Below are 26817 nucleotides of genomic sequence, written 5' to 3' on the forward strand. Positions count from 1 at the left end.
GGCGTTTAATGTCAAAACAAACATTACAATTACACAGCACGCTTTTATCTATTCACAGTTTAGACGTTGATGCCAACATACCTTCGGCACTGTTAAAACAGCCTTTATTTTTTATTTCTAAAACTCACGATGAGCTATCGATTGTTTGCCCTAGTGAATTTGAAATCCAAAGCTTAGATACAGAGCCTGACTGGCAAGCACTCGAAGTGGTTGGCCCATTAGGCTTTTCGCTCACAGGTATAATGGCTAATATATCAGGCGTGCTCGCCAGTGCTAAAGTTTCTATTTTTTCAATATCTACTTACGATACAGACTATATTTTAGTAAAAAAACAAACAGCCTCAAAAGCACTCAAAGCGTTAAAAAGTGATGGCTACAATGTGGTAGCAGGTTAGCCAATGAAAGCACAGCAAATCGACTATTTAGCCGTTAATAAAACACCTAATAATGCAATTTCTATTATCAGCCCATTTACTGGTAAAGTAGCCATGCTTGATAGCCATCCCGAACCGTTTTTTAAATATGGCACGCTTGGCCCTGGCATTATGGTGAGCCTTACCAGCCATAAAATTTTAGCCCCTTTTGATGGCACATTACTTCAAGTAAAAAACGCAGGTACTGAGTTTATTTTGCAGGCTAAAAATGGCCTAAAAGTGTTAATAAACTTAACTATTGCTGGCTCACCGCCTATTACTCATACCCATATAGCCCAGCTTAACGGTAGTGAAATACATAAAGGTCAGCGCCTTGCGTATTTTGACCTGCGAAAGCTTGATACCCCCATGCTGGCAAGTTTAATATTACTCAACGGCCATACTTTAGGTACATTTCATTACTCGCATACGCATGTGAATGCGGGTGCAGATCCCCTATTAACTATTATCAAAAAGAAGTAGATTTATGATCACTCTATACGGCATAAGCAATTGCGACACGATAAAAAAAGCTAAAAAATACTTAGCAGATAATAATATTGAGTTTACTTTTCATGACTATCGAAAAGATGGCGTAAACACTCAAATGGTTAGCACGTTTGCAGACAAACTAGACTGGGAGCAGCTAGTTAATAAACGCGGCACCACGTACCGCGCATTATCTGATGAGCAAAAACAAAGTCTGACTAAAGAGTCTGCAATAGAGCTACTTGTTGAGCAGCCAGCAATGATCAAACGCCCTGTACTTGTAAACAATAGTAGCTACCATTTAGGCTTTAAAGCTGCTCAATATGATGAGATTTTTAAATAATGACACACGATGTAATTGCACTTGCACAAGCACTTATTCAGCGTGAATCAGTAACACCTGAAGATGCTGGCTGCCAACAAATGATGAACGATCGCCTAAAGGCGGTTGGCTTTAATATTGAATCATTATTTTTTACTGACACGCTAAATACATGGGCACGTAAAGGCACTCAGTCACCGCATTTTTGCTTTGCAGGACATACCGATGTTGTACCTACAGGCCCAGCACAAAATTGGCAACATCCACCGTTTTCGGGTTTGGTAAAAGATGGTATGTTACATGGTCGCGGCGCCGCTGACATGAAAGGCTCTCTTGCAGCAATGCTCGTTGCAACAGAGCGTTTTGTTGCTAAAAACCCAGATCACAAAGGCTCTATTTCATTTTTAATAACCTCAGACGAAGAAGGTCCATTTATAAATGGCACAACTCGCGTAATAGATACGTTAGAAGCGCGCGGTGAAAAAATCGACATGTGTCTAGTTGGTGAGCCATCATCACGCGATGTATTAGGAGATGTAGTTAAAAACGGTCGTCGTGGTTCTCTAACCGGCTTTTTAAAAGTAAAAGGTATACAAGGCCATGTTGCCTACCCACACTTAGCACAAAACCCTATTCACTTATCATCTGAAGCCATTACTGAGCTTAGCCAAACAGTGTGGGATGAGGGTAATGAGTTTTTCCCAGCGACTAGCTTTCAAGTATCAAACATAAATGGCGGCACTGGTGCAGGTAATGTAATACCAGGTGAACTTGAAATACAATTTAACTTTAGATTTAGTACCGAAGTAACGCATGAGCAATTACAAGCACGCGTAAACGCAATATTACAAAAGCACAAATTAAACTACGAGCTAAGCTGGATAGTGAATGGTCTACCATTTATAACTGAGCACGGCCCGCTCGTGGATGCCACTGTTAGTGCTATTAAATCTGTCACAGGGCTTACTACCAACTTAGAAACCACCGGTGGGACATCTGATGGACGCTTTATAGCGCAAACAGGCGCAAAAGTTATTGAGCTTGGACCGCGTAACGCCACAATTCATAAAGTAGATGAATGTGTAAGTACAGATGACTTAATCGCACTTGCCGATATTTACGAACAAATCCTCGAAAACCTTTTAACATAATGGCCTTAAGCAACTTAATAGCCTGTGAGTGTATCACCGGGCAAAGTGATACACATTTAATCGAGATTCAAGGCCATCGCTTACATAGCGAAATTATTGATGATTTTTTAGCGCTACAAAATGCAGCTAAAAATGCAGGTTTTGATTTAACAATTGCCTCAAGCTTTAGAGATTTTGAACGCCAATCGATGATTTGGAACAATAAATTTTCAGGTTCTCGCCCTGTTTATAATAAGCAGCAACAGCCCGTAGATTTAACCAAATTAACGGATATAAATAAGTGTATTGCTATAATGCGCTACTCTGCCCTGCCCGGTGCAAGTAGACATCATTTAGGCACCGATCTCGATATATTTGATAAAGCGGCGGTAAATGACGATTACAAATTACAGCTAACTCCAAATGAGTATGAGCAAGGCGGCCCATTCGCCCCTATGAGCGATTGGCTTAACAATAACTTAGCTAAATTTGGTTTTTATCGCCCTTATAAACATGATTTAGACGGGGTTGCGCCTGAGCTTTGGCATATTAGCCATATTAAACAATCACAATTAATGGTTGATGCGCTTAGCGAGAAAATACTTTACGAGTGTATTAATAACAGTGAGTTACTTGGTAAGTCAGCTATTTTAGCCAACCTACCTGCGCTTTATAAACGTTTTATAAGTAACGTAAGCCCGCCATAATGCGGGTTTACTTAATCACTAGGCTTTATGCTTATTTAATATAAAGACCAGCACAGCCCCTAGTATTAGTGAGCTTGCTATTACAAATTCAACCGTTAATTGCTCAGACAAAAACAGCACCCCAGCTACAGCTGCAAGTACCGGTACACATAATTGCACCACAGCGGCTTGTGTACTTTTTAGTAGCGGCATAGCTACATACCAAATACTATAACCAACACCTGATGCTATCGCACCTGACGCACATGCTAGTAAAACTCCTTCAATGCTCACCGTTTTTATATAGCTCATACCCACTAGCAATAAAATAGGTACAGCCACTAAGCTTCTAACAAAATTAAAGCTAGTAGTACGAAGCGGCGATACACATACTTTACCGCGTATGCTGTAAATACCCCACGCTACGCCACTTAATGCCATAAGGGATGCGCCTAAAACTGAAGGCACAGCGGCTGATGGCAGCATTAAATACACAAAACCACCCAACGCCACAATAAATGCTGCCCATTGCAATGCACTTAATTGCTCTTTTTTATAAATTCCCCAGCCAATCATCGTTAACTGCACCGCTGAGAATAAAATAAGTGCACCAGTGCCAGTATCTAGCTCTACGTATGCTATTGAAAAACACAGCGCATAAACTAATAAACTAATACTGCTTCGCCAGCTCCCTCTATCATTTAAAATTTCATAGTTAAATGCACCTTTACGTTTTAAATTGTAACTATAAACCCCCATTATAATCCCTAGGCAGGCAGCACCGCTCAATAGGCGAATAATAGTAAAGTTCCACGGGTCTATGTAACCTTGCGCGAGCGCCATACGGCAAAACAAAGAATTTGCGGCAAACGCAATTAAAGCAATAAGTGTATATAAAGTGGCTTTCAAAAAAATTCCTTAAAACAAAAATATTAGCCTTTTTAAAGCAATCGAATTAATTTCATAAATCAAACTTAGAAGGCGATTCATTTAAACAGGATTAGCCTTGTGGTGCAAAGAATGTGTGTTTTTATATAATTAGGTTATGCATTTAGAAACCAATAACCGCCGTTCGTAGCACTAAGTTTTACGCTTAAGGTTATATTTTAATAAAACCCTAGTTTATGTTTATCCTGCCACTCAGCAATTGATTTAGTATTTGTATAAAGCAATGTGTTGAATATAAAAATTCACGTATTGTTCACCAACATTACTCTACGATTTCTTACAATGTTTCGTACATATAACTAAAAAAAACATGTTAATGTATGAAAGTAAATTAAGAGGAGTGCTCAGTGCGCCGCAGTATAATTTTAAGCTTTTGTTGTATTTTAAGTGGTTGTAGCACAATGGGTTTTAACGACCTATTTAATGACTACGCCACTCAAATGACACCTGTAAGACATGCGATCGAAAATAATAATCTCGAAGAAGCACAATCGCTCATTGCTAAAAATAGCACTACGCACAGCAGCTACTTATTAAACCAATTAGAACAAGCGCGTTTAAACGACCTAGCTAATGCCCCATCAGATGCTCAAACCAAGTTTGAAAATGTGTATACGCAAATGCAAAATAAGCGAGAAGCTGCAAAAGTTCAGTTAAGTGCAGGGCTTGAGCAAAGTAATGCATTATTTACTAACGACTCAGCCATTACATATGTACCGCCCGCTTACGAAATGAGCATGTTACATAGTTTTAAAGCATTAAATTATGTTTATAAAAATGATATTGAAGGCGCACTTGTAGAAGTACGCCGTGCTAACAAAGTACAAGTAGACGCTTTAGAAGAAAACCAAACAGACATAGACTCAACAGTAAAAGAAGCGCAGCAACACTACCCAAGCATGAGTAACGTTACACGAGACGTTAAAAATGGCTTTCAAAATGCGTACACATTTTATTTATCGGCCTTGCTTTATCAAAGCGCTAAACAATATGACGATGCTTACATCGATTACAAAAAAGCATTAGCTATACAGCCAAACAATATCTATTTACAGCGTGATGTAATGCGTCTTGCAAAAAAACAAGGGTTTGATCAAGACTTAGCTGAATTTAAAAAGCGTTATAGCGATGTATCAAGCATACCTGCAAGTCAAGGCGAGGTAGTTGTGCTATTTGAACAAGGCTTAGTGCCTAAACAAGATGAATTTAAATTACGCCTACCTATATATACATCCGGTGGCGATGCGCGTTTTTATAGCCTTGCAATGCCAGTATATAAAGATAACGCCTACGTGCGTGGTGCAAATAATATCAACATAGACTCACAAAGTTTAGAGCTAAGCCCATTAGTACATATAGAAGCACTTGCAGCAAAAACATTAGAAGAACAAATACCTGCAAAAGTAGCGCGCCAAGTACTGCGCCTAGTCGCTAAAGAAAAAGTCAGAGCTGAGCTTGCCCGCAGCGCAGGTGACGTAGGAAATATACTGGCCAATATTTATAATCTAGCGTCTGAGCAAGCCGACACTCGCAGCTGGCTTACACTTCCTAATCAAATAAGTGTAGCTCGCAGTAGCGTTAATGCAGGCGAGCACTCATTAAATATAGGTAATCATCCGCCTATAAACTTTACCGTTAGTAAGCAAGGGTTAACGTTAATTTACCTAACCTCTATTAATAACTACTTTAACTATCATGTAGTCCAACTCTAGGAGTCATCATGAAATACATAGTGCCACTATTTGCATTCTTAATGCTAAGTGCATGTGCAACCCAACCTGTTACATCAGGAATATCAGTTGAACAAAGCAAAAACAATTTTAACGAGCAGTTGCGTGTTGATAACCCAGATTTAGGTAACAAACTGGCTATTACTAATGTAAAAACGCGTCAAACTAACCAGTTAACAGACGTGGTAGTCACACTTTCTAGCCAATACAAAAAGTCACAATATTTACAGTACCAATTTAATTGGTTTGATAAAGACGGCTTTATAATTAAAGGCAATCACTCGCCTTGGCAAGCACTTACCCTATTTGGTTTTGCAAAAACTCAATTACCGGGCTTAGCGCCAAGCACTGATGCGGTTACGTTCTCTTTAGCTGTTAGAGAAGTATCTACCGAATCACAAGAATTTAAAGATTAGAGGAAACAATAATGATTAATACAAAATTTAAAACAGTATCTACTTATGCTTTAGTAGGTTTAAGCGCGTTAGTATTAAGCGGCTGTGCAAATAAAGCAGTGGTAAGTTACGGCGATGCACAAGCTGTAGAAACAACCGATATTAACTTTGGCTCTACCGATTTACAAAAAGTGGCCAGCCAAATGACCGACTCATTATTAAGCTCGCCGGTTGTTGGCACAATGACCGCTAACAAGCGCCCTGTTGTATTTGTAGAGCGTATTAAAAACAAAACCAGCGAGCACATTGATACAGAATCAATCACCGATTCAATCTCTACACAAATGCTTCGCAGTGGTAAGTTTCGTTTTGTAGATATGACGCGTGTTGAGTCAGTGCGTGAACAACTTAATTTTCAAAACGAAGACGCCCTTGTTAACCCAGCAACAGCCGTTGCCTTTGGTAAGCAAATTGGTGCGCAATACATGTTATACGGAAACCTATCGAGCATTGTTAAGTCAAACGCTGATAAATCGGATGTTTATTACAAGTTTACAATGCGCTTAATGGATATGGAAAGCGGCCTTGTAGAATGGGCTGACGAAACTGAAATTCGTAAAACTAAAGAAAAATCGACATTTGGTTGGTAGTTACTAGGCCTTTACGGGCTAATAAGCCCATAAAGGCTACCAATAGGAGATTATTATGAAAGCTATAACATTAATAATGTGTGCCCTACTTAGTGTGAGCACGCCAACTTTTGCTCAATATGAGCGAAATAAAGCAGTACCTGTCCAACAGGTTTTATTTGGTGATGTAAAATCGGTGCGTAATATTACCGAACAAGAACTCATACAAGATAAAAACAACGGTTGGAAAACCTTCGGCGGCGCGTTACTAGGTGGCGTAATAGGTAATCAGTTTGGTGGCGGAAGTGGGCGCACAGTGGCAACTATTTTAGGCTCAGTTATTGGCGGAAGTGTTGCACATAATAAGCAGCAGCAAAGCCATTATCAGCAAAATAATTTTGTTGAACTGTTAATACAAGTCGAAAATGGCGACCAGTTTATGGTAGTTCAAGATCAAGACCAGTCAATGCGTTTTAGCAGAGGCGACAATGTGCGATTAGTCTATTTAAGTGATAACACAGTACGTGTAGATAAAGCGTACTAGTCTAGATATTTATAAAAAACGAGCCCAATTTGGCTCGTTTTTTATGCATTATATTAATTACACTTGTCGATAATCTTTAAAAAAACGCTTCATTTTAATCATTGCATCCGACAAGTCATCTTTGCTTGGTAAAAACACTAATCTAAAGTGATCAGGTTCAGGCCAATTAAATGCCCTACCGTGAACAAGTAATATTTTTTCGGCTTTTAGCAGATCGTACATCATTTTTTCGTCGTCTTTAACGTTAAAATGCTCTGTATCTACTTTAGCAAATGCATACAATGCACCTTTGGGTTTTTTACAGCTAATACCTTCAATTGCATTTAAACCGCGCCAAGCAATATCTCTTTGCTCGTATAAACGCCCGCCTGGATCTATTAGGCTATCAATTGATTGCACGCCGCCCAACGCTTGTTGAATTGCGTATTGCGCCGGTACATTGGCACATAAACGCATAGATGATAGTATTTCTAAGCCTTTTCTCAAATCATCCATAACCGAAGTACGTCCGCTTAAAACCATCCAGCCCATTCTTAGCCCGGCAGCACGATACGTTTTAGCTAAGCCATTAAAAGTAATAATTGGCACATCATCGCAAAGTGATCCAATAGACGTATGCGTTATACCATCGTATAAAATTTTCTCGTAAATCTCATCACTTAACAGTAATAGCTTGTGCTCACGTGCAATATCTATCAGCTGCATGAGTAAATCGTCGCTGTAAACTGCACCTGTCGGGTTATTAGGGTTAATTAGCACTAGAGCTTTTGTTTTAGATGTAATTTTACTTTTTATGTCTGCTATATCCGGAAACCAATCTTGCTCTTCATCACACAGGTAGTGCACTGGGTTACCACCAGATAACGTCACCGATGCAGTCCAAAGAGGATAGTCAGGTGCAGGAATAAGCACTTCGTCGCCATTATTTAATAGCGCTTGGGTGATCATTTGAATAAGCTCGCTTACGCCATTGCCAATGTAAATGTTATCTACATCTAGATTATGTAAGCCACGTTGTTGATAATGCTGATAAACGGCCACTCGAGCTGAATAGAGGCCTTTAGAGTCACAGTAACCTTGGGCTGAATATAAATTGCGAATAATATCGCGGTGCATATCTTCTGGCATATCAAAGCCAAAAGCGGCCGGATTACCTATATTCAGTTTTAATACTTTTTGTCCTTCGTCTTCCATTTTTTTAGCTTGTGCTAAAACCGGCCCACGAATGTCATAACATACACCTTCTAATTTGTGACTCTTTTTAATTTCAGACATTATTACCTCTTTAGGGTATTTTAGCTTTATGGATTAAGTTTGTTCAATCTAGGGGTGATTTAATCACGCGGGATTTGTAACCTAGTGGGCTCGCTAGCGGCTCCTGTGTTACCTTACTGGCTTACATCTATGTAAGAATAAGTAAAAATTGAGTAACAAAGAGAAAATAGCCCTAGGAAGACCCTTCTGGGCAATGCGTGTTTGAATTTTATACGTCGTTATCGCCTTTTTGTGTGGAAAATCCCACGACATAGGCTCTGCCTAACCTCAAAACCAGACACACGTTGCAAATTCAATCCCGAAAGATCAACACACCCTAGTGAGTATTTAGACTAACCTAGCAAAGGCGTAAAGTGCCAGTCAATTTAGACGCTTAATACTGAAATAAATTCACGTTTAAGCTGCATATTTTAACGAGACGCTAACCACTCGTTTAATTTAACTTGCGAGCCTTTAACTTGCTCCATCAGATTATTTGAAGCATCGGTTGCTTGCGCTAAATCGTCAACAGTTAAGCTTTGTTCAATAATACGAGAAACTTCAGCTAAACTTGATGCGCCAAACTGTGCAGCGTTAGACTTTAAACTGTGAGAATTTCGAATAGCCGCTTCTTTATCTTGGCCAATAGTTGCCATAACATCTGTACCTAAACGTTCAAATTCTGCGCAGCAAAAATCAAGCGTATCCGGAAATTGTTCACCTAATAACGATTCCATACTTTCTAATGCAGATTCATCAATACTAATTTGTGTCATATTTTAAGCCCTTAAAAACTATCCGTGTTAAATCTATGTCAATTCTATTACTGTATATTGATGCGTAAAAAAAACCAACTTAATTACCTCATAAATGTATAATTATGAGGATCATACTGAAAAAAGTTTATTAAATGGCACGCACTCTTTGTAATAATTGTAGTTTTTCTATCTCAACCTGTATTTGTAATGCTATTGAGCAAGTTAATAACCGTGTGAGCGTTATTATTCTACAACACCCTAGTGAAGAAAAAATAGCGAAGAATACCGCTAAGTTACTTAATTTAAGCCTTAACGATTGCCAAATAATTAAAGGTGAAAATAATAACGACTTTGCTATATTAAAAAGCCTGCCTTTAGAAACAACGGTTTTACTTTACCCTAATGAGCTTGCAATAAATTTAGATGAGAAAGCTCAAAGCACAAAGTTAAACAATATCACTCATTTAGTCGTAATAGATGGCACATGGAAAAAAGCTTACAAAATATTTCAGCTCACCACTTTATTAAACCAATTTAAAACAGTCAGCTTTAAACAATTGCCTAAAAACCGTTACGTAATTCGCAAAGCCCCACGCGCTGATAGCCTCTCAACACTTGAAGCTGTTGCACATAGTCTGTTTTTAATAGAGCAGTTAAACCCTGCCCCACTTTATAATTTATTGGATGAATTAATACAAAAACAAACCCAACACATGCCTGAGCACGTAAAAGCACGTTACCAATATTAAGCGACATAAACTTAAATGCGTAATTACCCCAATAGATTAAAACGAGGCTTTACCCGCCAAGGCCCTGACTATCGTTTTGATGACCAAGTCGACTTTAGCGACATAAGAAACACGTTTGGATTTAGATCTATGGTGGTGGGTAAATGGGTAACCAAAGAAGAGCGCTTTATTAGTGCTAATTTAATTTACGATGCCCTCGCGGATCTTGCGCAAATATTGCATTTACCGCCCAAAGCAATTGGCCTTCGCGGTAAACTTAATTTTGCATTTGGCCACGGCGGGCAAAAAGGTGTGCAAGCACATTATAATGCCGCCGACCAAACGCTTGCTCTTGCAAAAAATGCCGGTGGCGGCGCATTAGCCCATGAATGGTTTCATGCATTTGATCATCATATAAGCGAGCATTTATTTGCAGCAAAACCTCGCTTTGGTTTTGCATCAAAGCTTTGGCTTTCAAACACACCTAATTTATCGCACCCACTTAATAATGCGCTTAACGACTTTTACAAAAACGTATTTTTAGATATAAATGGGGAAGATGCGAATGAATTTGTACAAATGTGCATAAAACACGACCAAGCGCATAACATGAACTACATGAGCATGCCTGAGGAATTAGCAGCGCGCTGCTTTGAAGCCTGCATAGATGCCCACAGCACTATTCAAAATAGCTTTTTGGTCAGTGGCTTAAAAAGCAGTAATTTAATATACCCAAATGCTCAGCATATTAATAAAACAAATAAAGCGCTTAACCGTTATTTTGAACTACTGGGCTATGCGCTTCATAAAATTGACGAGTAATGTCTATATTAGGCGGTTATTTATCATCACTAATACGGCTTGCTACCGCACTGCTTTGATCTTTATATTTTGCATCTTTACGAATGTTGTATGGGTTTTCGCACGGGCCTGAGAGCATTTCAAAACTCATAGCACCAATTTTCATCATTGGGCGCAGCGCTAGTGGTAGCTTACCTGAGTTATAAAATTCTAAAACAATATTGCCGCTCCAACCTGGGTCGATTCTGTGCGCTGTTACATGCACCATTAAACCTAAGCGAGCAAGCGATGAACGCCCGTCTAACCAGCCTACTATATCAGCAGGTAATGTTACTTTTTCATGGGTTATGGCCAGCGCAAGCTCACCTGGGTGCAAAAAGAAAGCTTCGCCATCGGCAAGCTCTATCTCTTCACTCATTATTGATTCCATGGCTTTATTTAGCTGATCTTTAGGGCCGCTTAAGTCTACGTACGCTGCATTGTGTGCGTTAAAAGTTCTAAACTTATTCCCCAAACGTAAGTCTGCTGTAACACCCGAAATCATTTCGCTCGTTGGCGCAGGCTCAATAACAATACGGCCGTCATTTAAGTATTCTTTAATATGTGTGTCTGAAAGTCTCATTTTTAATCTTCTGTAATCACAATTTCAATCGCATTGTGGTGCTGTTGATAGTAAAGCGTGCTGGCCATTAGCCTCGCTGCTGCGCTGTATGTTTTACTTATTGCGGCGTTGTTATCGCTAGCAATAAGTTTACCTTGCTCAGAATATTCACGAATATCTGTCGCTAGTGGTATATGGCTTAGTATTGGAACGCCATGTTTGTGAGCAAGCTTTTCTGCGCCGTCTTTGCCAAATACATGGTTTGCTTCACCACAGTGAGTACAAATGTAATGGCTCATGTTTTCAATTAAGCCTAGCACCGGTACGTTTACTTTATTAAACATAGCTATGCCCTTTTGCGCATCGGCTAGGGCTAAATCTTGTGGGGTCGTTACAATCACAGTACCACTTGAAGGCACCTTTTGGCTCATAGTCAATTGTATATCACCCGTGCCCGGTGGCATATCTACAATTAAATAATCAAGTTCACCCCAGTCAGTTTCGTTTAATAATTGGCTAAGTGCGCCCGATGCCATTGGCCCTCGCCACACTGTTGCGTCATCACTTGGCACTAAAAAACCGATTGATTGGGCTTTAATACCGTTGGCATCAAAAGGCTGAAGGAGTTTGTTATCTTTGGTTTGTGGCTCTGCGCCCACAAGCCCTAACAGCATAGGAATAGACGGCCCATAAATATCAGCGTCTAAAATTCCTACTTTTGCGCCTTCATTTTTAAGCGCACCCGCTAAATTTACCGCAGTGGTTGATTTACCCACACCACCTTTACCCGAGGCAATAAGCACAATGTGTTTAATGGCTTTAAATTTGGCAGGCTCTTTAATGCTAACCACAGATTCAATGACCACGGGCACGCTTAAGCTTTCACTTACATGCTGCTCAACAAGGGGCATTTCTGATTGCGCTGCAAATGGCAGTGTAAGTTTTATAAGTATTGATTTATCGTCGTTTTGAGAAACAGAATCAATGAAGCTTTCATCAATACCCACGGCAAAAGCCGCGCTACGATACGCCGCTAAGGCAGTAATAATCGGTTGTTTTTGCACCGATTTAGAAGAGAATAGTTTCGACAGTCCAAACATAGCAATTAAATAGCGTTTCTTTGATGAAAAGTGCCACGGAATTATGTAACATTCAGGGCATTAACACCAGTCAATTAATAAAAATCCATAAGCTGTGCGCACTCTTGTCCTATAGCTTGTAGATAAATTACTGATAATCTCCATTTTCACTATTAAAATGATGAGTTATCCTCAATTCGGAATGATTATGACGCAGCGAAAGATCCTGATTACCAGCGCATTACCTTATGCTAATGGCCCTACTCACTTAGGCCATTTATTGGAATACATTCAAACTGATATTTGGTCACGTTTTCAAAAGCTACAAGGCCATGAAGCATATTATGTTTGTGCCGACGATGCTCACGGCACGCCAATTATGCTAAATGCGCAAAAGCAAGGGATCACGCCTGAAGAAATGGTTAAAAATGTAAGCATTGAACGCCAGCGCGACTTTGCCGACTTCAACATTAAGTTTGATAACTACCACAGCACGCACAGCCAAGAAAACAAAGAATTTAGCGAACTTATTTATAACCGTCTAAACGATGCCGGTCATATTAAAAAGCACACTATTTCGCAATTGTTCGACCCTGAAAAAGGCATATTTTTACCCGATCGCTTTGTAACCGGAACTTGTCCAACGTGTAAGTCTGAAAACCAAAATGGCGACAGCTGTGATTCGTGTGGTGCAACTTACAGCCCAACAGAGCTAATCAACCCACGCTCTGTTATGTCGGGTGCTGAGCCTATTTTAAAAGATTCAGAGCATTACTTTTTTGACTTACCCGCATTTGAAGGCATGTTAAAAGAGTGGTTACACTCAGGTACTATTCAACAAGAAATGGCTAACAAGCTAGATGAATGGTTCACTGATGGCCTGCAACAATGGGATATTAGCCGTGATGCGCCTTACTTTGGTTTTGAAATTCCAAATGCACCAGGCAAATATTTCTACGTTTGGCTAGATGCGCCAATTGGTTACATGGCCAGCTTTAAAAACCTGTGTGACACAAAAGGCATCGACTTTGATGCGTTTTGGGCTGAAGGCTCAGACGCAGAGCTTTATCACTTTATTGGTAAAGACATTATTTACTTCCACAGTTTATTTTGGCCAGCCATGCTAGAAGGCGCTAATTTTAGAAAGCCTACAAACGTATTTGCACACGGTTTTGTAACCGTAAATGGCGAAAAAATGTCTAAATCTAAGGGTACGTTTATTAAAGCGCGTACTTATTTAGATAACCTAAACCCAGAGTATCTTCGTTATTACTACGCAGCTAAATTAAACAGCGGTATTATTGACCTTGATTTAAATCTAGAAGACTTTGCACAACGTGTAAATTCAGACCTAGTAGGTAAAGTGGTAAACATAGCGAGCCGTTGTGCCGGCTTTATTACTAAAAAGTTTGATGGCAAGCTAAGTAGCACTATTATGCAGCCAGAACTACTTGAAGAGTTTCAAGCAGCTGCACCAAGTATTACTGCCCATTACGAGAACCGCGAATACAGCCGTGCAATTCGTGAAATTATGGCCCTTGCCGACAAAGCAAACCAATTCATTGATGCAGCAGCGCCATGGGTATTAATTAAAGACGAAGCAAAACAACAAGAAGCACACGAAGTATGTTCGCTTGGACTTAACTTATTCCGCGTGTTAATTACTTATTTAAAACCTGTATTACCAGGTATGGCTGCAAATGTAGAAGCCTTTTTAAATGACGACCTAGCATGGGATGGTGTTCAAAATGCACTAGTAAACCACCCTATTAATAAGTTTAAGCCGTTAATGCAACGCGTAGAAATGGATAAAGTAAATAAAATGGTTGAAGAATCAAAAGAAAGCCTTGAGTCAAAAGTAACAATTGACCCAAATAGCCCACTTGCAAAAGAGCCAATTAGCGATGAAATTGAGTTTGATGACTTTGCAAAAGTAGATTTACGCGTAGCTAAAATTGCAAAAGCAGAACACGTTGAAGGCGCCGACAAACTACTTAAGCTAACGCTTGATTTAGGCGGCGAAACTCGCCAAGTGTTTGCGGGTATTAAATCAGCTTACGCACCAGAGGATATCGAAGGTAAGCTTACAGTAATGGTTGCAAACCTTAAGCCACGTAAAATGCGTTTTGGTATGTCTGAGGGCATGGTACTAGCCGCAGGCCCTGGCGGTAAAGAAATCTACATTCTTAACCCAGACGATGGCTCAGAGCCTGGTATGCGTGTAATGTAATTTAATACTTAAAATAAACCGCTGATATCAGCGGTTTTTTTATAATTAAAAAGCGTCTATACGTATAACTTTTCATTAAATAATGTGAATTAAAATTATGAGCCAAATTTTGGATAACAACAGAGCAAAAATAAGCAACTAAATAAAGCTGCATAATTTACTTGTCATATTTCGCCAATAGCAGCAAATCGGTTGTCGAACTCGCCCACCAGCACGGGTTACCCGTACTAATGGGCGCGCTCACACCTACCGATGTAGCAAATGCAATTGAATATAACGCTGATATTATTAAGGTTTTCCCTGCAGGCAGTATGGGCGTTGGTTACTTTATAACATTAAAAGGCCCATTTTCAGAGGCAAAACTAATGCCTGTTGGCGGTGTTAATTTAGATAATTTATCACAATGGTTTGAAGCAGACGCTTGCGGCGCTGCAGTCAGTGGCGATTTTTGTAAGGTATTAAATACTGAACAAGAACGTAGTGACCTTACCAAGCTTGTAAAAAAATATATAAGTAAACTGCCTAAATAGGCAGTTTACTTTAACTATAAAGTTAATCATCTTTTTTAATTGAGCTTTTTCAATACGCGGTTTTTTCTGGGTAGGTAATAGTTATCGTAATCAAGAGACACTATAACGCGCTCTGCTTTTCCTAATAACTCATCACGCGGAATTAAACCAATTACACGCGAGTCAGCGCTATTGTCGCGGTTATCGCCCATTGCTAAGTAATAATCATCAGGAATTGTAATTGCATCAAACCCTGATAAACGTGAAGGAATATTTGCCACTCTTATCGAATGCTCTAGCCCGTTCAAATTTTCAATTTTATCAAGCGAGTCTATGTTGCTTCGTTGATCTGCATAATTAAGCTTTTGACCATTAATAATGAGCTCATTGTTTTCAAGCGCGACTGTATCGCCAGGTATGCCTATTACGCGCTTAATTAACCGATTGTCAGCTGCTTGTGAGTCAAATACAATAATATCGCCAGTTTGTGGGTCTGCTAATTTTAATAGCTTAATATGAGTGAACGGCACACGAATGTCGTAGGCCATTTTATCTGTTAAAATTCTGTCGCCTTCTTGAATAGTCGGCTTCATTGAGCCTGTAGGTACTTCGTACCAATCAGCTACCGCACTCCTGAACACACTCATCAGTGCAATGAAGACGATGAGAGAACGGTTATTTTTCCAAAACTTATAAACGAGTTTCATATCTATTCCCTTTACTTGAACAAGTCTCTAATTGAGTAAGTCATTATATGACTTAATTACTTCGCTGCAGTTCAATTAAGGATGTAACAAAACATGTTTACACCTAATTTTAAATGATCGATTAAATTTAAGGCCCGTAACAGTTAATGAAACCAACGGGCATTAACTTAAAGGAGATTAACATGTTTAAGAAAATTACTACTGCATTATTGTTAACCACTGCAAGCTTTGGATTTTCTACAATGGCTTATGCTGATCATCATGGTATGAAAAAAGATGTTGTCGAAGTAGCCGTAGAAAATGGCTCGTTCACTACTCTTGTTGCTGCTGTTAAAGCCGCAGGTTTAGTTGAAACACTGCAAGGTAAAGGACCGTTTACTATATTTGCACCAACGGATGCTGCATTTTCTAAGTTACCTGAAGGCACAGTCGAAATGCTACTCAAGCCTGAAAACAAAGATAAGCTAACGGCGGTACTAACTTACCACGTAGTGTCTGGAAAAGTGATGGCGGCCGATGTAATGAAGGTAGATAGTGCGAAAACACTACAAGGCCAATCCGTTATGGTTAAAGCCAACAGCATGGGCGTAATGATAAATGACGCCAAAGTTGTAAAAGCTGATGTAAAAGCAAGCAACGGCGTGATCCATGTAATCGACACCGTACTTCTGCCAAAAGAGTAAGTGTGTAGAATCAACCAAATAAAAAAAGCATAAGCGAACACTTATGCTTTTTTCTATATAGTACAACAAGTTATTGATTTAGTTTTTCTTTAGCTTCTTTTACTTTTTCAAAATCTAATCCAAGTTCGTCAGTTGCCTCTTTAATAAGATGCGGTTGAGTCATTACCACGGCCATTAATTGCTGTAGCTTCTCAGGTGGAATACCAAGCTCTTGTACTAATGCCATTGCCATCATTGGATTTTGAGTAAAGGCTTCAAACAATGCTTTTACTTTTTCGTCGCTTACATTGTGCTCTTTAAGTATTGCTAGTATTGGGTTCATTTTTAACCTTGTGTGTTTTATACATATTTTATATTTACTAAATTATATTAGCTGAGCCATGCATTAACAACGTCAACACACGTCTCAGTGTTACATCTCACGGTTATTCTACAAGTAATACCACTTTACCCGCGTTTTCATTACGCTCTAATATAGCGTGCGCTTCATTTGCATCGTTCCAAGGGAGTGTTTTATACACGTTAAAGTCGTATTTTTTAGCGGCAATATCATTATAAAAACGTGCCACTAAGTCATCGCGCACTTTGCGCTTAAACTCAATACTGCGATTTCTGAGCGTTGAGGCATGAAAGGAAATACGCTTTTGTAAAAGTGCCGCAAAATCAACCTCTGCAAAGCGCCCATCTAAAAAGGCAAGCATAACAATTTGACAATCAATCGCTGCAATGGCGGCATTTTTATTTAAGTAACTACCTGAAACAGGATCTACAATTACATTAGCTGTTAACTCATTTGCTTTCATATATTCTACAAAGTCAGTGGTTTTGTAGTTAATTGCATGATCAGCACCGAGTTCTTTTGCGTGTTGGCATTTATCATCTGTGCCTGCGGTGATCACCACCGTAGCTCCAGCACTTTTAGCCATTTGAATAGCTGCACCGCCTACACCACTTGCCCCTGCATGTATTAGCGCTGTTTGGCCTTTTTGTAATTTACCGAGTTCAAACATGGCACCAAAAGCAGTTAAATACACTTCGCTAATGGCTGCCCCTTCAACCATGGTTAGCTCATCGGGTAATTCCATTAATTGTTTGGCATCTACAGCAACATATTCACTATAAGCACCACCTGCGCATAAGCTAAAAATGCGTTTATTTAACCAGTTTTTGTCAACTTCGCTACCAAGCTCAACTACTGTGCCTGCGCACTCTAAACCTAAAATGGGGCTATCGCCCTCTGGCGCCGGATATTTACCTTGGCGCTGCATACAATCTGCACGGTTAACACCTATTGCCGCAACTTTAACTAATACTTCATGGCTTTTTAAAACCGGTTTGTCGGTTTCACTCAATGCAAGGGTGCCACCCTCATGAGAAATATATTTCATTGTTACTCCGTATTAAGTTTTTTAATAATTTATAATAATTAATAGATGGGGTTAGTTATTTTTATTTAAACCGCCAACTTTGTTTATACGGGTACACATCGGGCAAGTAACCTGCTTTTATTTGCTGTTGGCAACCTTGCCAAAATTCAGCTAAAAACAAATTACTGTGCAAATTATTAAAATGGTTAAACGCAGCGTCATTTGCGCTAAAAAACACCTTAAATTGACTCGGGAATATATCATTTTCTGCTATATCAAAGTAAGTATTACTGCTTAACTCCTCAAGCGCATTTTGAGCATTTGGCACGTCCCTAAAGTGACAATCGGTAAGTGGGCATATTTCATCATAATCGTAAAATACAACACGCCCCCAACGGGTTACACCAAAGTTTTTCATAAGCATATCGCCAGGAAATATATTGGCACCGGCAAGGTCTTTAATCGCTTTACCGTAGTCGTCCATAACTTGCTGTAATGCTTTGTTATTACAACTATTGATATACAAGTTAAGTGGCGTCATTTTACGCTCTACATACACGTGCTTTAAAATAAGTGCCTTACCCGATATAACCATACTGCTGCCAATTTGCGCTTTCATTTGGTTAAGTAACTCGTCACTAAAGCGACTTAGGTCAAACGCTAAATACCTAAATTCGTGCGTATCTACCAAACGACCAACTCTATCGGCTTGTTTTACAAAGTTATACTTTTCTTTCACCTGTGCTTTAGTAGCTGTTTTTGGCGCGCTAAATTTGTCTTTTATTACTTTATAAACGTAGTCAAGCCCTTCAATAGTAAATACCAGCATGACCATCCCAGGGGTGCCAGGCGCTGCTATATATTTAAAATTAGCTGGGCTATTTTTAGTAGTATCAACCTTGTAACGGTAAAACTCTGTTTTTGCGTGCTTAATAAAACCAATGGCGTTAAATAACTCAAAGCGTTGTTTGTGCGGCATCAATACGCTCAAGTAATCTACATAACGCGCGGGCTTATCGGTATCAACCATAAAATACGTGCGCGCAAAACCAAATAATAAACTTAATTGATCGGCGCCCATTATTACAGCATCAAGCTTTAGCCCCTCAGCGGTATTTAAAATAGCGATAGAAAAAGGCATATTGTCGCCATTTTTAGCAATACAGCGCCCTATTAAATAACAGGCTTTATTTCTAAAAAATAATGAGTTGGCGTATTCTATAAACCCGTCGTTTAAATTTATAAGCTCATACACCTGTTTGCATTGCTGCTTTGCACCTGCCATTAACGTTGTTTGCAATATTTGTAAGTCGGCGTCTAAGTGACTAAAAGGCACTCTAAATACTTGATTAGTAATAAGCGTTTTAACGGCGTTATTAAACCCGTTCTGTAGCGATACCCTGCTTACTAAGCTTTCATAAGAGCGTGGCTCACTGCGATACTTTGCTTTTAATACAAACAAATGCACGGTACGAATTTTTTTATCGTCCCAAATTGCGCCAAACGTTGAGTTAAAAAAGGTATGCGCAATGGGTTTGTTTTCGTGATTTTGTACCATATCGCCGTAAATATTTTTAGCTAATTGCCACGTTTGCGGGCAAGTGAGTTCAGCGTAAGCAATAACTCGCACTGCTTCACTTACATTTTTTACCTCGCGCTCATACACTTGTAAACGCTCACGCATAGCGCTTTGTACATCATGGTATTTTTGTTGTTCAAAACGGCTTTGTGCACCCAATGTAATATTTAAAAATTGCGAAAACATCGCTTCAAATCCAGCAAAAATAGATCGTGCAAGCTTACTGGCTACAACGTGCTGTAGCGCATTATTAGATTGATTTGTTAGCCTATTTTGCATAAATACAGCACTTATATTGATGCCAGTTATGGCGGTTATTTTTTATTAATTGTTTACACCTTAGCAAGCAGGCTTTAATTTAGATAATTAATAAAGCATATAATTTAAATTGATCATATGAATATAAGAAACGTCGATCTTAACCTTCTCGTTTATTTAAATGTGTTAATAGATGAAAAAAGTGTGTCAAAAGCTGCAAATAAACTCGCGCTTACGCAACCTGCAATGAGTAACGCATTAAAGCGATTGCGTGATTTATTTGACGACCCGCTACTTGTGCGTGCCGCAGGATCAATGACGCCAACAGCTAAAGCACTTAGCTTAAAACCAGAGATAGAATCGCTTTTAAAAATGGCCGAAGCTATTACGCAGCCTAGTGAACAATTTAACCCTGCTACCGCTGAGGTTACCTTTAGAATAATGGCAAACGACTACATTGAGTCGAGTTTAATTGCCCCTTTTATTACCGAGCAGCTTAGTAAAAACCCCGGCATCAACTTTGACGTGCTCAGCCCAAGCGATGTAAACCTGCAAGATATGGAAAAAGGCACTATCGATTTAGCTATAAATCGTTTTAACGGCCTACCACGCTCATTTCATCAAGCCAGTGTATGGCGCGATAATTACTGCTGTTTAACACATCCTAAAAATACGTTTTTACAACACTCTAGCCTTGATGATTACCTACAAAAAGAACACATTTGGGTAAACCGAGCAGGCTGGGGGCCTGAGGCTGCCGTTACTAATAAATCAGGAAAGCAAAAGTTAGGCTGGGTAGATGAAGCACTGTGGCAGTTAGAGCAAACTCGCAAAATACGGGTATTTACACGCCATTACATGATTGCAAGTTTGCTATGCCAATCAGAGCAACTTATTGCCACCTTACCGCGCAGGCAAGCTAAGTTATTAACAACCCACACCAACTTAGTGATAAGCCCTGTGCCATTTCAAATAGTCCCTATAGAGGTAAAAATGATCTGGAGCCCACTACTTCATCATGCACCTGCACACCAATGGTTACGTCGTGAACTGCTCGAGTTTGCTAAAACGGTAGAAGATAGGTAATTTATTAACGCCTCATTAGGCACAGAAACTTTCAATATTGTGCATGATGTTAACGGCTTACTTTTAGTTGAAGAATGTAATGATAAACAAACTTAATAATAAGAATACCGAGACAGTTAATATAATATTTGCTGTATTTCAAAAATCCTATGCAATTGAGGCTAAATTGATAGGTGCGCTTAACTTTCCTCCTTTAGCACGTAATGCCGAAGATATTAAAAAGTCAGAAACAACCTTTTATGGCTTCACCGAAAATGAATGTTTAGCAGCCGTTATTGAAGTAAATATAAACAATGAGTGTTTAGATATTTGTAGTTTAACCGTTGATCCTAGTTATTTTAAAAAAGGTATCGCAAGTAAGCTAATAAATTATGTTTTAGCAATGGGTGATATTTCTCGTGCAAGAGTTGAGACTGCGGTTGCTAATACTCCCGCAATAAATTTATATAAAAAGCATGGTTTTGTGGAATTCAAAAGATGGACTCCTTCACATGGTATCGAAAAGCTGGCTATGTCGGTAATTACTTGAAGTAGTACTTTAAAATAGGTAATAAAAATGGATAGTGCATCAATAATTGCGTGGAGTATTCTATTTGGCGGAATTGGTATTGGCTACCTTACTTACGGACGAAGAAAAAAAGCCGTAGTGCCACTTTGTATTGGTTTATCATTATTGGTATTTCCGTACTTTATGAATAGCGTTAGCATGTTATTAATTGTGGGTAGTATTTTAGTAGCTATTCCCTATTTTATTAAAATTTAACATTGCTGTTGCTAAAGCTAAATAAAATAAATGCTCAAATAAAAAAGCGCCATGGTATTCAACTTTGGGAAAATACCATGGCGCTTTTGAAATCGTAGAAATAGGAGTGAACCCTACCCTTCGTATTTAGCAACCTTAATGCCAACCTAATTAAAAGAAAAAAGACATTTAAAATCAGAAACCTAGCACAACTATGTTTTTCCTTATTATTTAACATGTACCAGTTTTGTGCATTTTAATAGGTTTTTGCACCACTTTAATTAAATATGCTTAGTGGAGTTAAACCTGCCTTTTCTAAGCTACAATTTTAATATTGATAAAATCAATGTCAGTTATTGAAAACAACAATTTCATTAATATTACTCTTGGCGCTAAAGTGAAGTTAAGCCAACAAACTAAGAGTAATTATTATGACAACATCAAGCTTCACACAACAAGACGGGTTATTTATTGATGCAAATTTACATCAGTTTATTACCCAGCAGTTATGCACTAAAACCAATACCACAGACGCATACCAAGCGCTAGCTACATTAGTTGATGAATTTGGTTGTAAATGCCGCAAAACGAAACATCAACCCGATGATGTATTAGAAGTAGATACTCTATTAAACGCGTACCAGCTTCATAATCATCCTCGCTGTCATGTTGATGCGCAAACAACTGAAGCGGTTTTAGATGAATATTGCTGCCAAGTTCCAGCAATTATTGTTGTAGCCTTGATGGATACGCTTAGCGGTACTCAGTGTGATGAACCTAATGCGCACGATATTTACCACCGTGCTGCGCAGTTAACTAATCGTCCTTGCGTACATAGAGCAAAAACTGCATCAGCAGCTTAATAATGGAAGTGCTTAAAAGTGCTCGATAACCTTTTGTGCGAAGTCTGTGCAGCTTAAGGTTGTCGAGTTATGAGCATCGCTTGCAAACTCTTGGCGCGCTTGCGCTAAATCAAATGTTAGCTCTGCATTTTTAAACGCACTCTCTAATGCGTTTTCAATAAGTAATGCACTTTTATCCCACCCCATAAACTTAAGCATTAAAACCGCGCTTAAAATACTGCTACTAGGGTTTGCTTTATTTTGCCCTGCTATTCTCTCAAACGTGCCATGGGTAGGCTCAAAAAAAGCGACATCGTTATTAAGGTTTGCTGCGGGCATAATTCCTACTCCCCCCACTTGTGCACTGAGCATATCGGCTAAAAAGTCACCATTTTGATTTGTTGTTGCCACCACATCAAATTGCTCAGGGTTCATTAAACATTGTTGCAGCATATTATCGGCTATCACTTCTTTAATTATTAAAGGCGATTTATTTGCTCTGGCTATTTCAAGCCAACGGCCGTTTTCATGTGCAGTGGCATTAAACTCACTTTGTGCCAACGCAAAACCCCAACGTTTAAATGCGCCATCGGTAAATTTAAGTACATTTCCTTTATGCACAAGTGTTAGCGATTCGCTGTTATTTTTAAGCGCATAATTAATTGCATACCGAACAAGGCGCTCAGCGCCCTCTTTAGATATATTTTTTATACCTATGCCACACTCCTGTGAAAACCTTAGGCGCGTTACGCCCATTTCTTCGCATAAAAAGTCGAGCATTTTTTCGCTTTCAACGCTGCCTGCTTGCCACTCTATTCCTGAATATACATCTTCACTGCTATCACGCAGCACGGTAATGTTAGTTAAAAAAGGATTTTTTAAAGGTGATGGCAACGCACTAAAGCCTTTAATAGTGCGCATATTTACAAATAGATCCATCTCGTGTCTAAGCGCTACATTTAATGAGCGAAAACCTCCGCCAAGTGGTGTAGTCAACGGTCCTTTAATTGCTATTTTGCAGGCTCGCACGGCGTTAATGGTTTCTTGAGGGAACCAATCCCCATCATATAATTTTGCAGCTTGCTCGCCGTTATATACTTGCATCCAGTGAATTTTTTTACTGAAGCCGTAGCAATGTTCAACAGCACTATTAACCACATGGCGCATTATGGGTGTTACATCTTGCCCCACTCCATCACCATTTATATATGCAATAATTGGCTCATTTGGAATTGACCATTCGCCCTTGGTGTTAATGGTAATGTGTTCGCCTAATTCAGGTACTTTTATATGCTGGTACTGCATGGCTCACCTAACTTAAATAACAAAATAATTTATTAAACCACGCTTGATCAGCTAAGTATGTAATTTGCTTTTTATAGTTGTTATTACTTTAAAAAATAACCAAACTAAGCTGCATTTGGGCTACTTTCTGTAATCAGCAAATAGGTATTTATTAAAGCTATAATGGCTTTGTATCACGGCTATAACAAAGCCTGCTTTACCATCTAAAAAGCCCAATCTTAAAAAGTAATGGCGAATAAACGCAAATAATGATGAGCCAATTGCTTTTCCTATAGATACGTTTTTACCTTTTTTTAATAACTGATCGGCGCCAATGTTTGCATAACCATTGCGTTTATTAATATAAGCGAATAGATCCTCATATTGATAATGTAATAAATCAGCCTTTAAATTAACTAATTTACAACCTTTTGTTATAACCGACTCATGGACTAAATTGGCATTATAATTAGTCGTTTTTTTATTATAAATACGTGCGATCCGACTTGGGTACCAACCACTGTGACGAATAAACTTGCCACAAAAATGAGTTAAACGGTTCAGCACTAAAATAGAATTATTATCAATTTTATTAAGTGTATTTATGATCTCATTGTGCAGTTCTTCACTAACAACTTCATCGCAATCAATAGCAAACACCCAATCGTTGCTAGCAAGTGCTTCAGCCCTTCTACGCTGTTCTCCAAAGCCTTCCCAGTCTTCTCGAATAGCAATTTTGTTTGTGTAGCGCTTGGCTATATCAAGTGTTTTATCTGAACTGCCAGAGTCGACTATAATAATTTCATCTGCCCATTTTACTGACTCTAAACACCGCTCTAATGTGCTTTCTTCATTTTTACAAATGATACAAACTGATAACTTCAATGTTATTCCTTTTAAATACCAATACTAATGCACAGGCATTATAAACAGATTAAAAGATGTAGAAAGTAAATAGTCAAAATTAATTTATTTGGCATTTAATATACTCCGCTTATCACACACTTTACCTTAAAGGGTTTTTAATAAATTACTTTACTATACTATTTAAGTTACTTAACTGGAGCGATTTAATGAAATATATAGTTTTAATCTTTCTATTAACTGCCTTAAAAGTACATTCGATAGAACTCGTTTTTTACGACCTTGATTCTCTATCACTTGATGGTCAAAAAACGGTATCGACTTGGGTAAAGCGAAGTCTTAAAAAAACACAAAATACACTGGGCCCTTTGCAGCAAATTACCTTGCCTATTTATTTAAAACCTCAATATATTGCTTTTGAACCGGTGCCGTGGGCCAGTGTAAAACGTAATAACCCCGATGGGCTTGAGCTGCATATTGACCGCTATGCAAACTTAAATGCATTTACAAAAGATTGGACGCTATACCATGAGCTTTCGCATTTATATTTGCCATTACTACCTTACACTGGTTTTTGGTTAAGTGAAGGATTTGCTAGTTACATGCAAAACGTAATAATGCGTGATAGCGGTATAATTAGCCAAGCGCAGTTTATTCAGCGCCTAAACGCAGGGTTTGAGCGAGCGCGCTTACAAACTAAAACAAAGCAACAACCCCTTAATGAGCTTTCAAGTGATATGTGGAGGCAACGTGCACAACAACGCGTTTATTGGACCGGGGCAGCTTTTTTTGTAGAAGCTGATTTAGCCTTGCAAAAGCAAGGACTAAGCCTAGCGAGTGTTATAAAGCGGTATCAAGCATGTTGTAGAACCGCTCGTTCAAGCGCAAAAACATTTATAAAAGAGCTTGATAAGCTCTCGCGAAGCAGTGTTTTTACCACGCTTTATGCCAAATACAATACACGTACTGATTTTCCTGCGGTAACAAAAACGCAGCTTAATAAGCTTTAGCGCTATTTATATAATAGGTGTACTCATCAAATGCTGTTGCGTTGAAGTTTACTGAGTATTGGTTCATAAAGCCGTGTAAAAATGGCGTCTTAGTACACTTAACACCTGCTTTTAACGCTAAAAAATTAATAACGTCATCAACATTAAAGTGGAGCTCATGCTGCGGGAATATAAATTCACATGGTATCGTTGCTTGTATATCTAAATTATTTCTAATTTGCGATGGGTAGAAGCCAATGAGCTTTTTAAGATGTGGATTGCCTGTTAATAACTGTGCGCGCCACGCTGCACTTGCGCCGGCACTAAATGCAATACACACGGTGGGTGAATCGAGCTCGTCAAATACATTTTTAACTTTAGCTGCGTAATTATCATGGCCACTATTTTTTATAAATTTATCATAATAATATTGTTCAGTATCATATGGTTGCGATGTACCATCGTAGGGTTCTATAATCACTGTTTTAGCCGTTATCGCATCTGATAACTTGGTTAAAGCGGGTGTTAATCCAAAAATATCGCTGACTATTATGTAATTCATACTTACCTTTTTATAGTTAAAAGCATCGCTTATAAGCAGTTGATAAAGTTAAGTATAAATAATTATTAAATAAATAGCTTGCACACATTTTTTATTTGGGGTACCTTTCCTCTCTGGTTTTAAAAAACCACCGCGGTTAACCTTTTTACCCTGATCCAGTAAGCCCCGCAAAACGTATATTTGAAAGCTAAGTTATTGTACGGCGAGAACCCCTTAAAAATACCGAGATGATTTATGAATCATCGCAAAAGTGTCATAAAGATCGTCAACACTGTAATGAAGCTAAACACAACATCGTTAATTTATTGACTGCAATTTGCTATAAAAAATATAGCGCAGAATAAATAACAAGAATAAAGTGAGTTTTATTATGTCTTATAAATATAATGGGTCTATGATCCAAATCGCACATCCAGTGCAATCAATTTCTGTAAATAAACATCGTGTTATTTTTAGTGATACACAAGGTTTAAAAAATGCATTATTTCAAAAAGCGAGTGATGCACGTCAATTTGTTAAGTGGCTAAAAGCTAGCTAAACAATATAAAACTTTAATTGCCTCTTATTATTGCAATTATTGATAAAAATTATGCCAGCCTTGTTGCTGG

31 protein-coding genes and 1 pseudogene are annotated in these 26817 nt (G+C 38.7%); 20 read left to right on the forward strand and 12 right to left on the reverse strand.

Translation table 11 applies throughout. The features are described from left to right. Nucleotides 1–8 precede the first annotated feature (8 nt). The 5 genes from J8L71_RS08835 to J8L71_RS08855 are packed head-to-tail and all read left to right on the forward strand — an operon-like array spanning nucleotide 9 to nucleotide 3061. The gene (locus J8L71_RS08835; protein WP_211000221.1) at nucleotides 9–395 is read left to right on the forward strand and encodes an ACT domain-containing protein; all 387 of its coding nucleotides are present in this window, start codon (nucleotides 9–11) and stop codon (nucleotides 393–395) included. Between the two features lie 3 nt (nucleotides 396–398). Next, nucleotides 399–896, forward strand: coding sequence for a PTS glucose transporter subunit IIA (locus J8L71_RS08840; RefSeq protein WP_211000222.1), 498 nt, complete (start codon nucleotides 399–401; stop codon nucleotides 894–896). 4 nt (nucleotides 897–900) lie between these two features. Next, nucleotides 901–1245 (forward strand): ArsC family reductase, encoded by a 345-nt coding sequence (locus J8L71_RS08845; RefSeq protein ID WP_211000223.1) that lies wholly within the window; start codon nucleotides 901–903, stop codon nucleotides 1243–1245. After that, complete coding sequence (gene dapE, locus J8L71_RS08850) at nucleotides 1245–2375, forward strand: succinyl-diaminopimelate desuccinylase (RefSeq protein ID WP_211000224.1); 1131 nt, start codon at nucleotides 1245–1247, stop codon at nucleotides 2373–2375. The genes J8L71_RS08845 and dapE overlap by 1 nt, the downstream gene beginning before the upstream one ends. Beyond that, entirely contained in the window at nucleotides 2375–3061 is a 687-nt protein-coding gene (locus J8L71_RS08855) for a M15 family metallopeptidase (RefSeq protein ID WP_211000225.1), read from the forward strand. Before dapE ends, J8L71_RS08855 begins: the two co-directional genes overlap by 1 nt. Before the next feature lie 18 nt (nucleotides 3062–3079). Here J8L71_RS08855 and J8L71_RS08860 read toward each other — a convergent pair whose 3' ends face one another. Continuing rightward, nucleotides 3080–3949 (reverse strand): DMT family transporter, encoded by an 870-nt coding sequence (locus tag J8L71_RS08860; RefSeq protein WP_211000226.1) that lies wholly within the window; start codon nucleotides 3947–3949, stop codon nucleotides 3080–3082. Between the two features lie 386 nt (nucleotides 3950–4335). Here J8L71_RS08860 and J8L71_RS08865 point away from each other — a divergent pair, with 386 nt between their 5' ends. From J8L71_RS08865 to J8L71_RS08880, 4 genes are read left to right on the forward strand one after another with little or no spacing between them, the layout of a single operon-like run. Continuing rightward, nucleotides 4336–5700: an adenine DNA methylase gene (locus tag J8L71_RS08865; protein ID WP_211000227.1), complete on the forward strand. Its 1365-nt coding sequence runs from the start codon at nucleotides 4336–4338 to the stop codon at nucleotides 5698–5700. An 8-nt stretch (nucleotides 5701–5708) separates the two neighbouring features. After that, nucleotides 5709–6134, forward strand: a complete 426-nt coding sequence (locus J8L71_RS08870; protein ID WP_211000228.1) for a YcfL family protein — start codon at nucleotides 5709–5711, stop codon at nucleotides 6132–6134. Between the two features lie 8 nt (nucleotides 6135–6142). Continuing rightward, on the forward strand, nucleotides 6143–6763 hold the full coding sequence (lpoB, locus tag J8L71_RS08875; RefSeq protein ID WP_211000271.1) for a penicillin-binding protein activator LpoB: 621 nt from the start codon (nucleotides 6143–6145) through the stop codon (nucleotides 6761–6763). 55 nt (nucleotides 6764–6818) lie between these two features. Further along, entirely contained in the window at nucleotides 6819–7286 is a 468-nt protein-coding gene (locus J8L71_RS08880; RefSeq protein WP_211000229.1) for a glycine zipper 2TM domain-containing protein, read from the forward strand. A gap of 57 nt (nucleotides 7287–7343) precedes the next feature. On the opposite strand, the gene J8L71_RS08885 is transcribed toward J8L71_RS08880, so the two are convergent. Both J8L71_RS08885 and J8L71_RS08890 read right to left on the reverse strand, forming a co-directional pair. Then, a complete protein-coding gene (locus J8L71_RS08885; protein WP_211000230.1) occupies nucleotides 7344–8561 on the reverse strand; it encodes a pyridoxal phosphate-dependent aminotransferase in 1218 nt (405 codons plus the stop codon). Nucleotides 8562–8971: 410 nt separating this feature from the next. Then, on the reverse strand, nucleotides 8972–9316 hold the full coding sequence (locus J8L71_RS08890; RefSeq protein ID WP_211000231.1) for an Hpt domain-containing protein: 345 nt from the start codon (nucleotides 9314–9316) through the stop codon (nucleotides 8972–8974). 134 nt (nucleotides 9317–9450) lie between these two features. Here J8L71_RS08890 and J8L71_RS08895 point away from each other — a divergent pair, with 134 nt between their 5' ends. Together J8L71_RS08895 and J8L71_RS08900 are read left to right on the forward strand one after the other, a co-directional pair. Next, on the forward strand, nucleotides 9451–10047 hold the full coding sequence (locus J8L71_RS08895) for a tRNA-uridine aminocarboxypropyltransferase (protein WP_211000232.1): 597 nt from the start codon (nucleotides 9451–9453) through the stop codon (nucleotides 10045–10047). 15 nt (nucleotides 10048–10062) lie between these two features. Further along, nucleotides 10063–10848 (forward strand): CLCA_X family protein, encoded by a 786-nt coding sequence (locus J8L71_RS08900; protein WP_211000233.1) that lies wholly within the window; start codon nucleotides 10063–10065, stop codon nucleotides 10846–10848. 16 nt (nucleotides 10849–10864) lie between these two features. Here J8L71_RS08900 and dcd read toward each other — a convergent pair whose 3' ends face one another. Together dcd and apbC are read right to left on the reverse strand one after the other, a co-directional pair. Further along, the gene (dcd, locus tag J8L71_RS08905; protein ID WP_104642497.1) at nucleotides 10865–11449 is read right to left on the reverse strand and encodes a dCTP deaminase; all 585 of its coding nucleotides are present in this window, start codon (nucleotides 11447–11449) and stop codon (nucleotides 10865–10867) included. A gap of 2 nt (nucleotides 11450–11451) precedes the next feature. Beyond that, nucleotides 11452–12528: an iron-sulfur cluster carrier protein ApbC gene (gene apbC / locus J8L71_RS08910; protein ID WP_211000234.1), complete on the reverse strand. Its 1077-nt coding sequence runs from the start codon at nucleotides 12526–12528 to the stop codon at nucleotides 11452–11454. Nucleotides 12529–12715: 187 nt separating this feature from the next. On the opposite strand from apbC, the gene metG reads away from it, so the two are divergent. Continuing rightward, complete coding sequence (gene metG, locus J8L71_RS08915; RefSeq protein ID WP_211000235.1) at nucleotides 12716–14737, forward strand: methionine--tRNA ligase; 2022 nt, start codon at nucleotides 12716–12718, stop codon at nucleotides 14735–14737. A 176-nt stretch (nucleotides 14738–14913) separates the two neighbouring features. Continuing rightward, nucleotides 14914–15267, forward strand: a pseudogene (locus J8L71_RS08920) (bifunctional 4-hydroxy-2-oxoglutarate aldolase/2-dehydro-3-deoxy-phosphogluconate aldolase); the annotation flags it as partial. Nucleotides 15268–15302: 35 nt separating this feature from the next. On the opposite strand, the gene lepB reads toward J8L71_RS08920, so the two are convergent. Further along, complete coding sequence (lepB, locus tag J8L71_RS08925; protein ID WP_211000236.1) at nucleotides 15303–15953, reverse strand: signal peptidase I; 651 nt, start codon at nucleotides 15951–15953, stop codon at nucleotides 15303–15305. Between the two features lie 182 nt (nucleotides 15954–16135). Here lepB and J8L71_RS08930 point away from each other — a divergent pair, with 182 nt between their 5' ends. Continuing rightward, entirely contained in the window at nucleotides 16136–16636 is a 501-nt protein-coding gene (locus J8L71_RS08930; protein ID WP_211000237.1) for a fasciclin domain-containing protein, read from the forward strand. A 70-nt stretch (nucleotides 16637–16706) separates the two neighbouring features. On the opposite strand, the gene J8L71_RS08935 is transcribed toward J8L71_RS08930, so the two are convergent. The 3 genes from J8L71_RS08935 to aceK form a co-directional block, all read right to left on the reverse strand. Beyond that, entirely contained in the window at nucleotides 16707–16958 is a 252-nt protein-coding gene (locus J8L71_RS08935; protein WP_007582532.1) for a DUF2999 family protein, read from the reverse strand. Between the two features lie 103 nt (nucleotides 16959–17061). Next, entirely contained in the window at nucleotides 17062–18024 is a 963-nt protein-coding gene (locus J8L71_RS08940) for a zinc-binding dehydrogenase (protein WP_211000238.1), read from the reverse strand. 61 nt (nucleotides 18025–18085) lie between these two features. Next, entirely contained in the window at nucleotides 18086–19861 is a 1776-nt protein-coding gene (aceK, locus tag J8L71_RS08945) for a bifunctional isocitrate dehydrogenase kinase/phosphatase (protein WP_211000239.1), read from the reverse strand. Nucleotides 19862–19978: 117 nt separating this feature from the next. On the opposite strand from aceK, the gene J8L71_RS08950 reads away from it, so the two are divergent. The 4 genes from J8L71_RS08950 (at nucleotide 19979) to J8L71_RS08965 (ending at nucleotide 22531) form a co-directional block, all read left to right on the forward strand. After that, nucleotides 19979–20926 carry a LysR family transcriptional regulator gene (locus J8L71_RS08950; RefSeq protein ID WP_211000240.1) on the forward strand — a complete coding sequence of 316 codons (948 nt, stop codon included), beginning with the start codon at nucleotides 19979–19981 and terminating at the stop codon, nucleotides 20924–20926. Nucleotides 20927–21005: 79 nt separating this feature from the next. Further along, nucleotides 21006–21455 (forward strand): GNAT family N-acetyltransferase, encoded by a 450-nt coding sequence (locus J8L71_RS08955; RefSeq protein ID WP_211000241.1) that lies wholly within the window; start codon nucleotides 21006–21008, stop codon nucleotides 21453–21455. A 27-nt stretch (nucleotides 21456–21482) separates the two neighbouring features. Further along, nucleotides 21483–21689, forward strand: a complete 207-nt coding sequence (locus tag J8L71_RS08960) for a hypothetical protein (RefSeq protein WP_211000242.1) — start codon at nucleotides 21483–21485, stop codon at nucleotides 21687–21689. A 410-nt stretch (nucleotides 21690–22099) separates the two neighbouring features. Then, nucleotides 22100–22531, forward strand: coding sequence for a hypothetical protein (locus tag J8L71_RS08965; RefSeq protein WP_211000243.1), 432 nt, complete (start codon nucleotides 22100–22102; stop codon nucleotides 22529–22531). Between the two features lie 12 nt (nucleotides 22532–22543). On the opposite strand, the gene icd is transcribed toward J8L71_RS08965, so the two are convergent. Together icd and J8L71_RS08975 are read right to left on the reverse strand one after the other, a co-directional pair. Then, nucleotides 22544–23815, reverse strand: coding sequence for an NADP-dependent isocitrate dehydrogenase (icd, locus tag J8L71_RS08970; protein WP_211000244.1), 1272 nt, complete (start codon nucleotides 23813–23815; stop codon nucleotides 22544–22546). A 120-nt stretch (nucleotides 23816–23935) separates the two neighbouring features. Next, nucleotides 23936–24679, reverse strand: coding sequence for a glycosyltransferase family 2 protein (locus J8L71_RS08975; protein WP_211000245.1), 744 nt, complete (start codon nucleotides 24677–24679; stop codon nucleotides 23936–23938). A gap of 188 nt (nucleotides 24680–24867) precedes the next feature. On the opposite strand from J8L71_RS08975, the gene J8L71_RS08980 reads away from it, so the two are divergent. Further along, nucleotides 24868–25668: a hypothetical protein gene (locus J8L71_RS08980; RefSeq protein WP_211000246.1), complete on the forward strand. Its 801-nt coding sequence runs from the start codon at nucleotides 24868–24870 to the stop codon at nucleotides 25666–25668. On the opposite strand, the gene J8L71_RS08985 is transcribed toward J8L71_RS08980, so the two are convergent. Next, complete coding sequence (locus J8L71_RS08985) at nucleotides 25655–26209, reverse strand: hypothetical protein (RefSeq protein ID WP_211000247.1); 555 nt, start codon at nucleotides 26207–26209, stop codon at nucleotides 25655–25657. The genes J8L71_RS08980 and J8L71_RS08985 overlap by 14 nt on opposite strands. Before the next feature lie 370 nt (nucleotides 26210–26579). Here J8L71_RS08985 and J8L71_RS08990 point away from each other — a divergent pair, with 370 nt between their 5' ends. Beyond that, a complete protein-coding gene (locus tag J8L71_RS08990; protein ID WP_007375427.1) occupies nucleotides 26580–26747 on the forward strand; it encodes a hypothetical protein in 168 nt (55 codons plus the stop codon). Nucleotides 26748–26817 lie beyond the last annotated feature (70 nt).

Origin of the sequence: Pseudoalteromonas sp. MMG007 (genome assembly GCF_018100985.1) — a bacterium.
GTDB lineage: Bacteria > Pseudomonadota > Gammaproteobacteria > Enterobacterales > Alteromonadaceae > Pseudoalteromonas.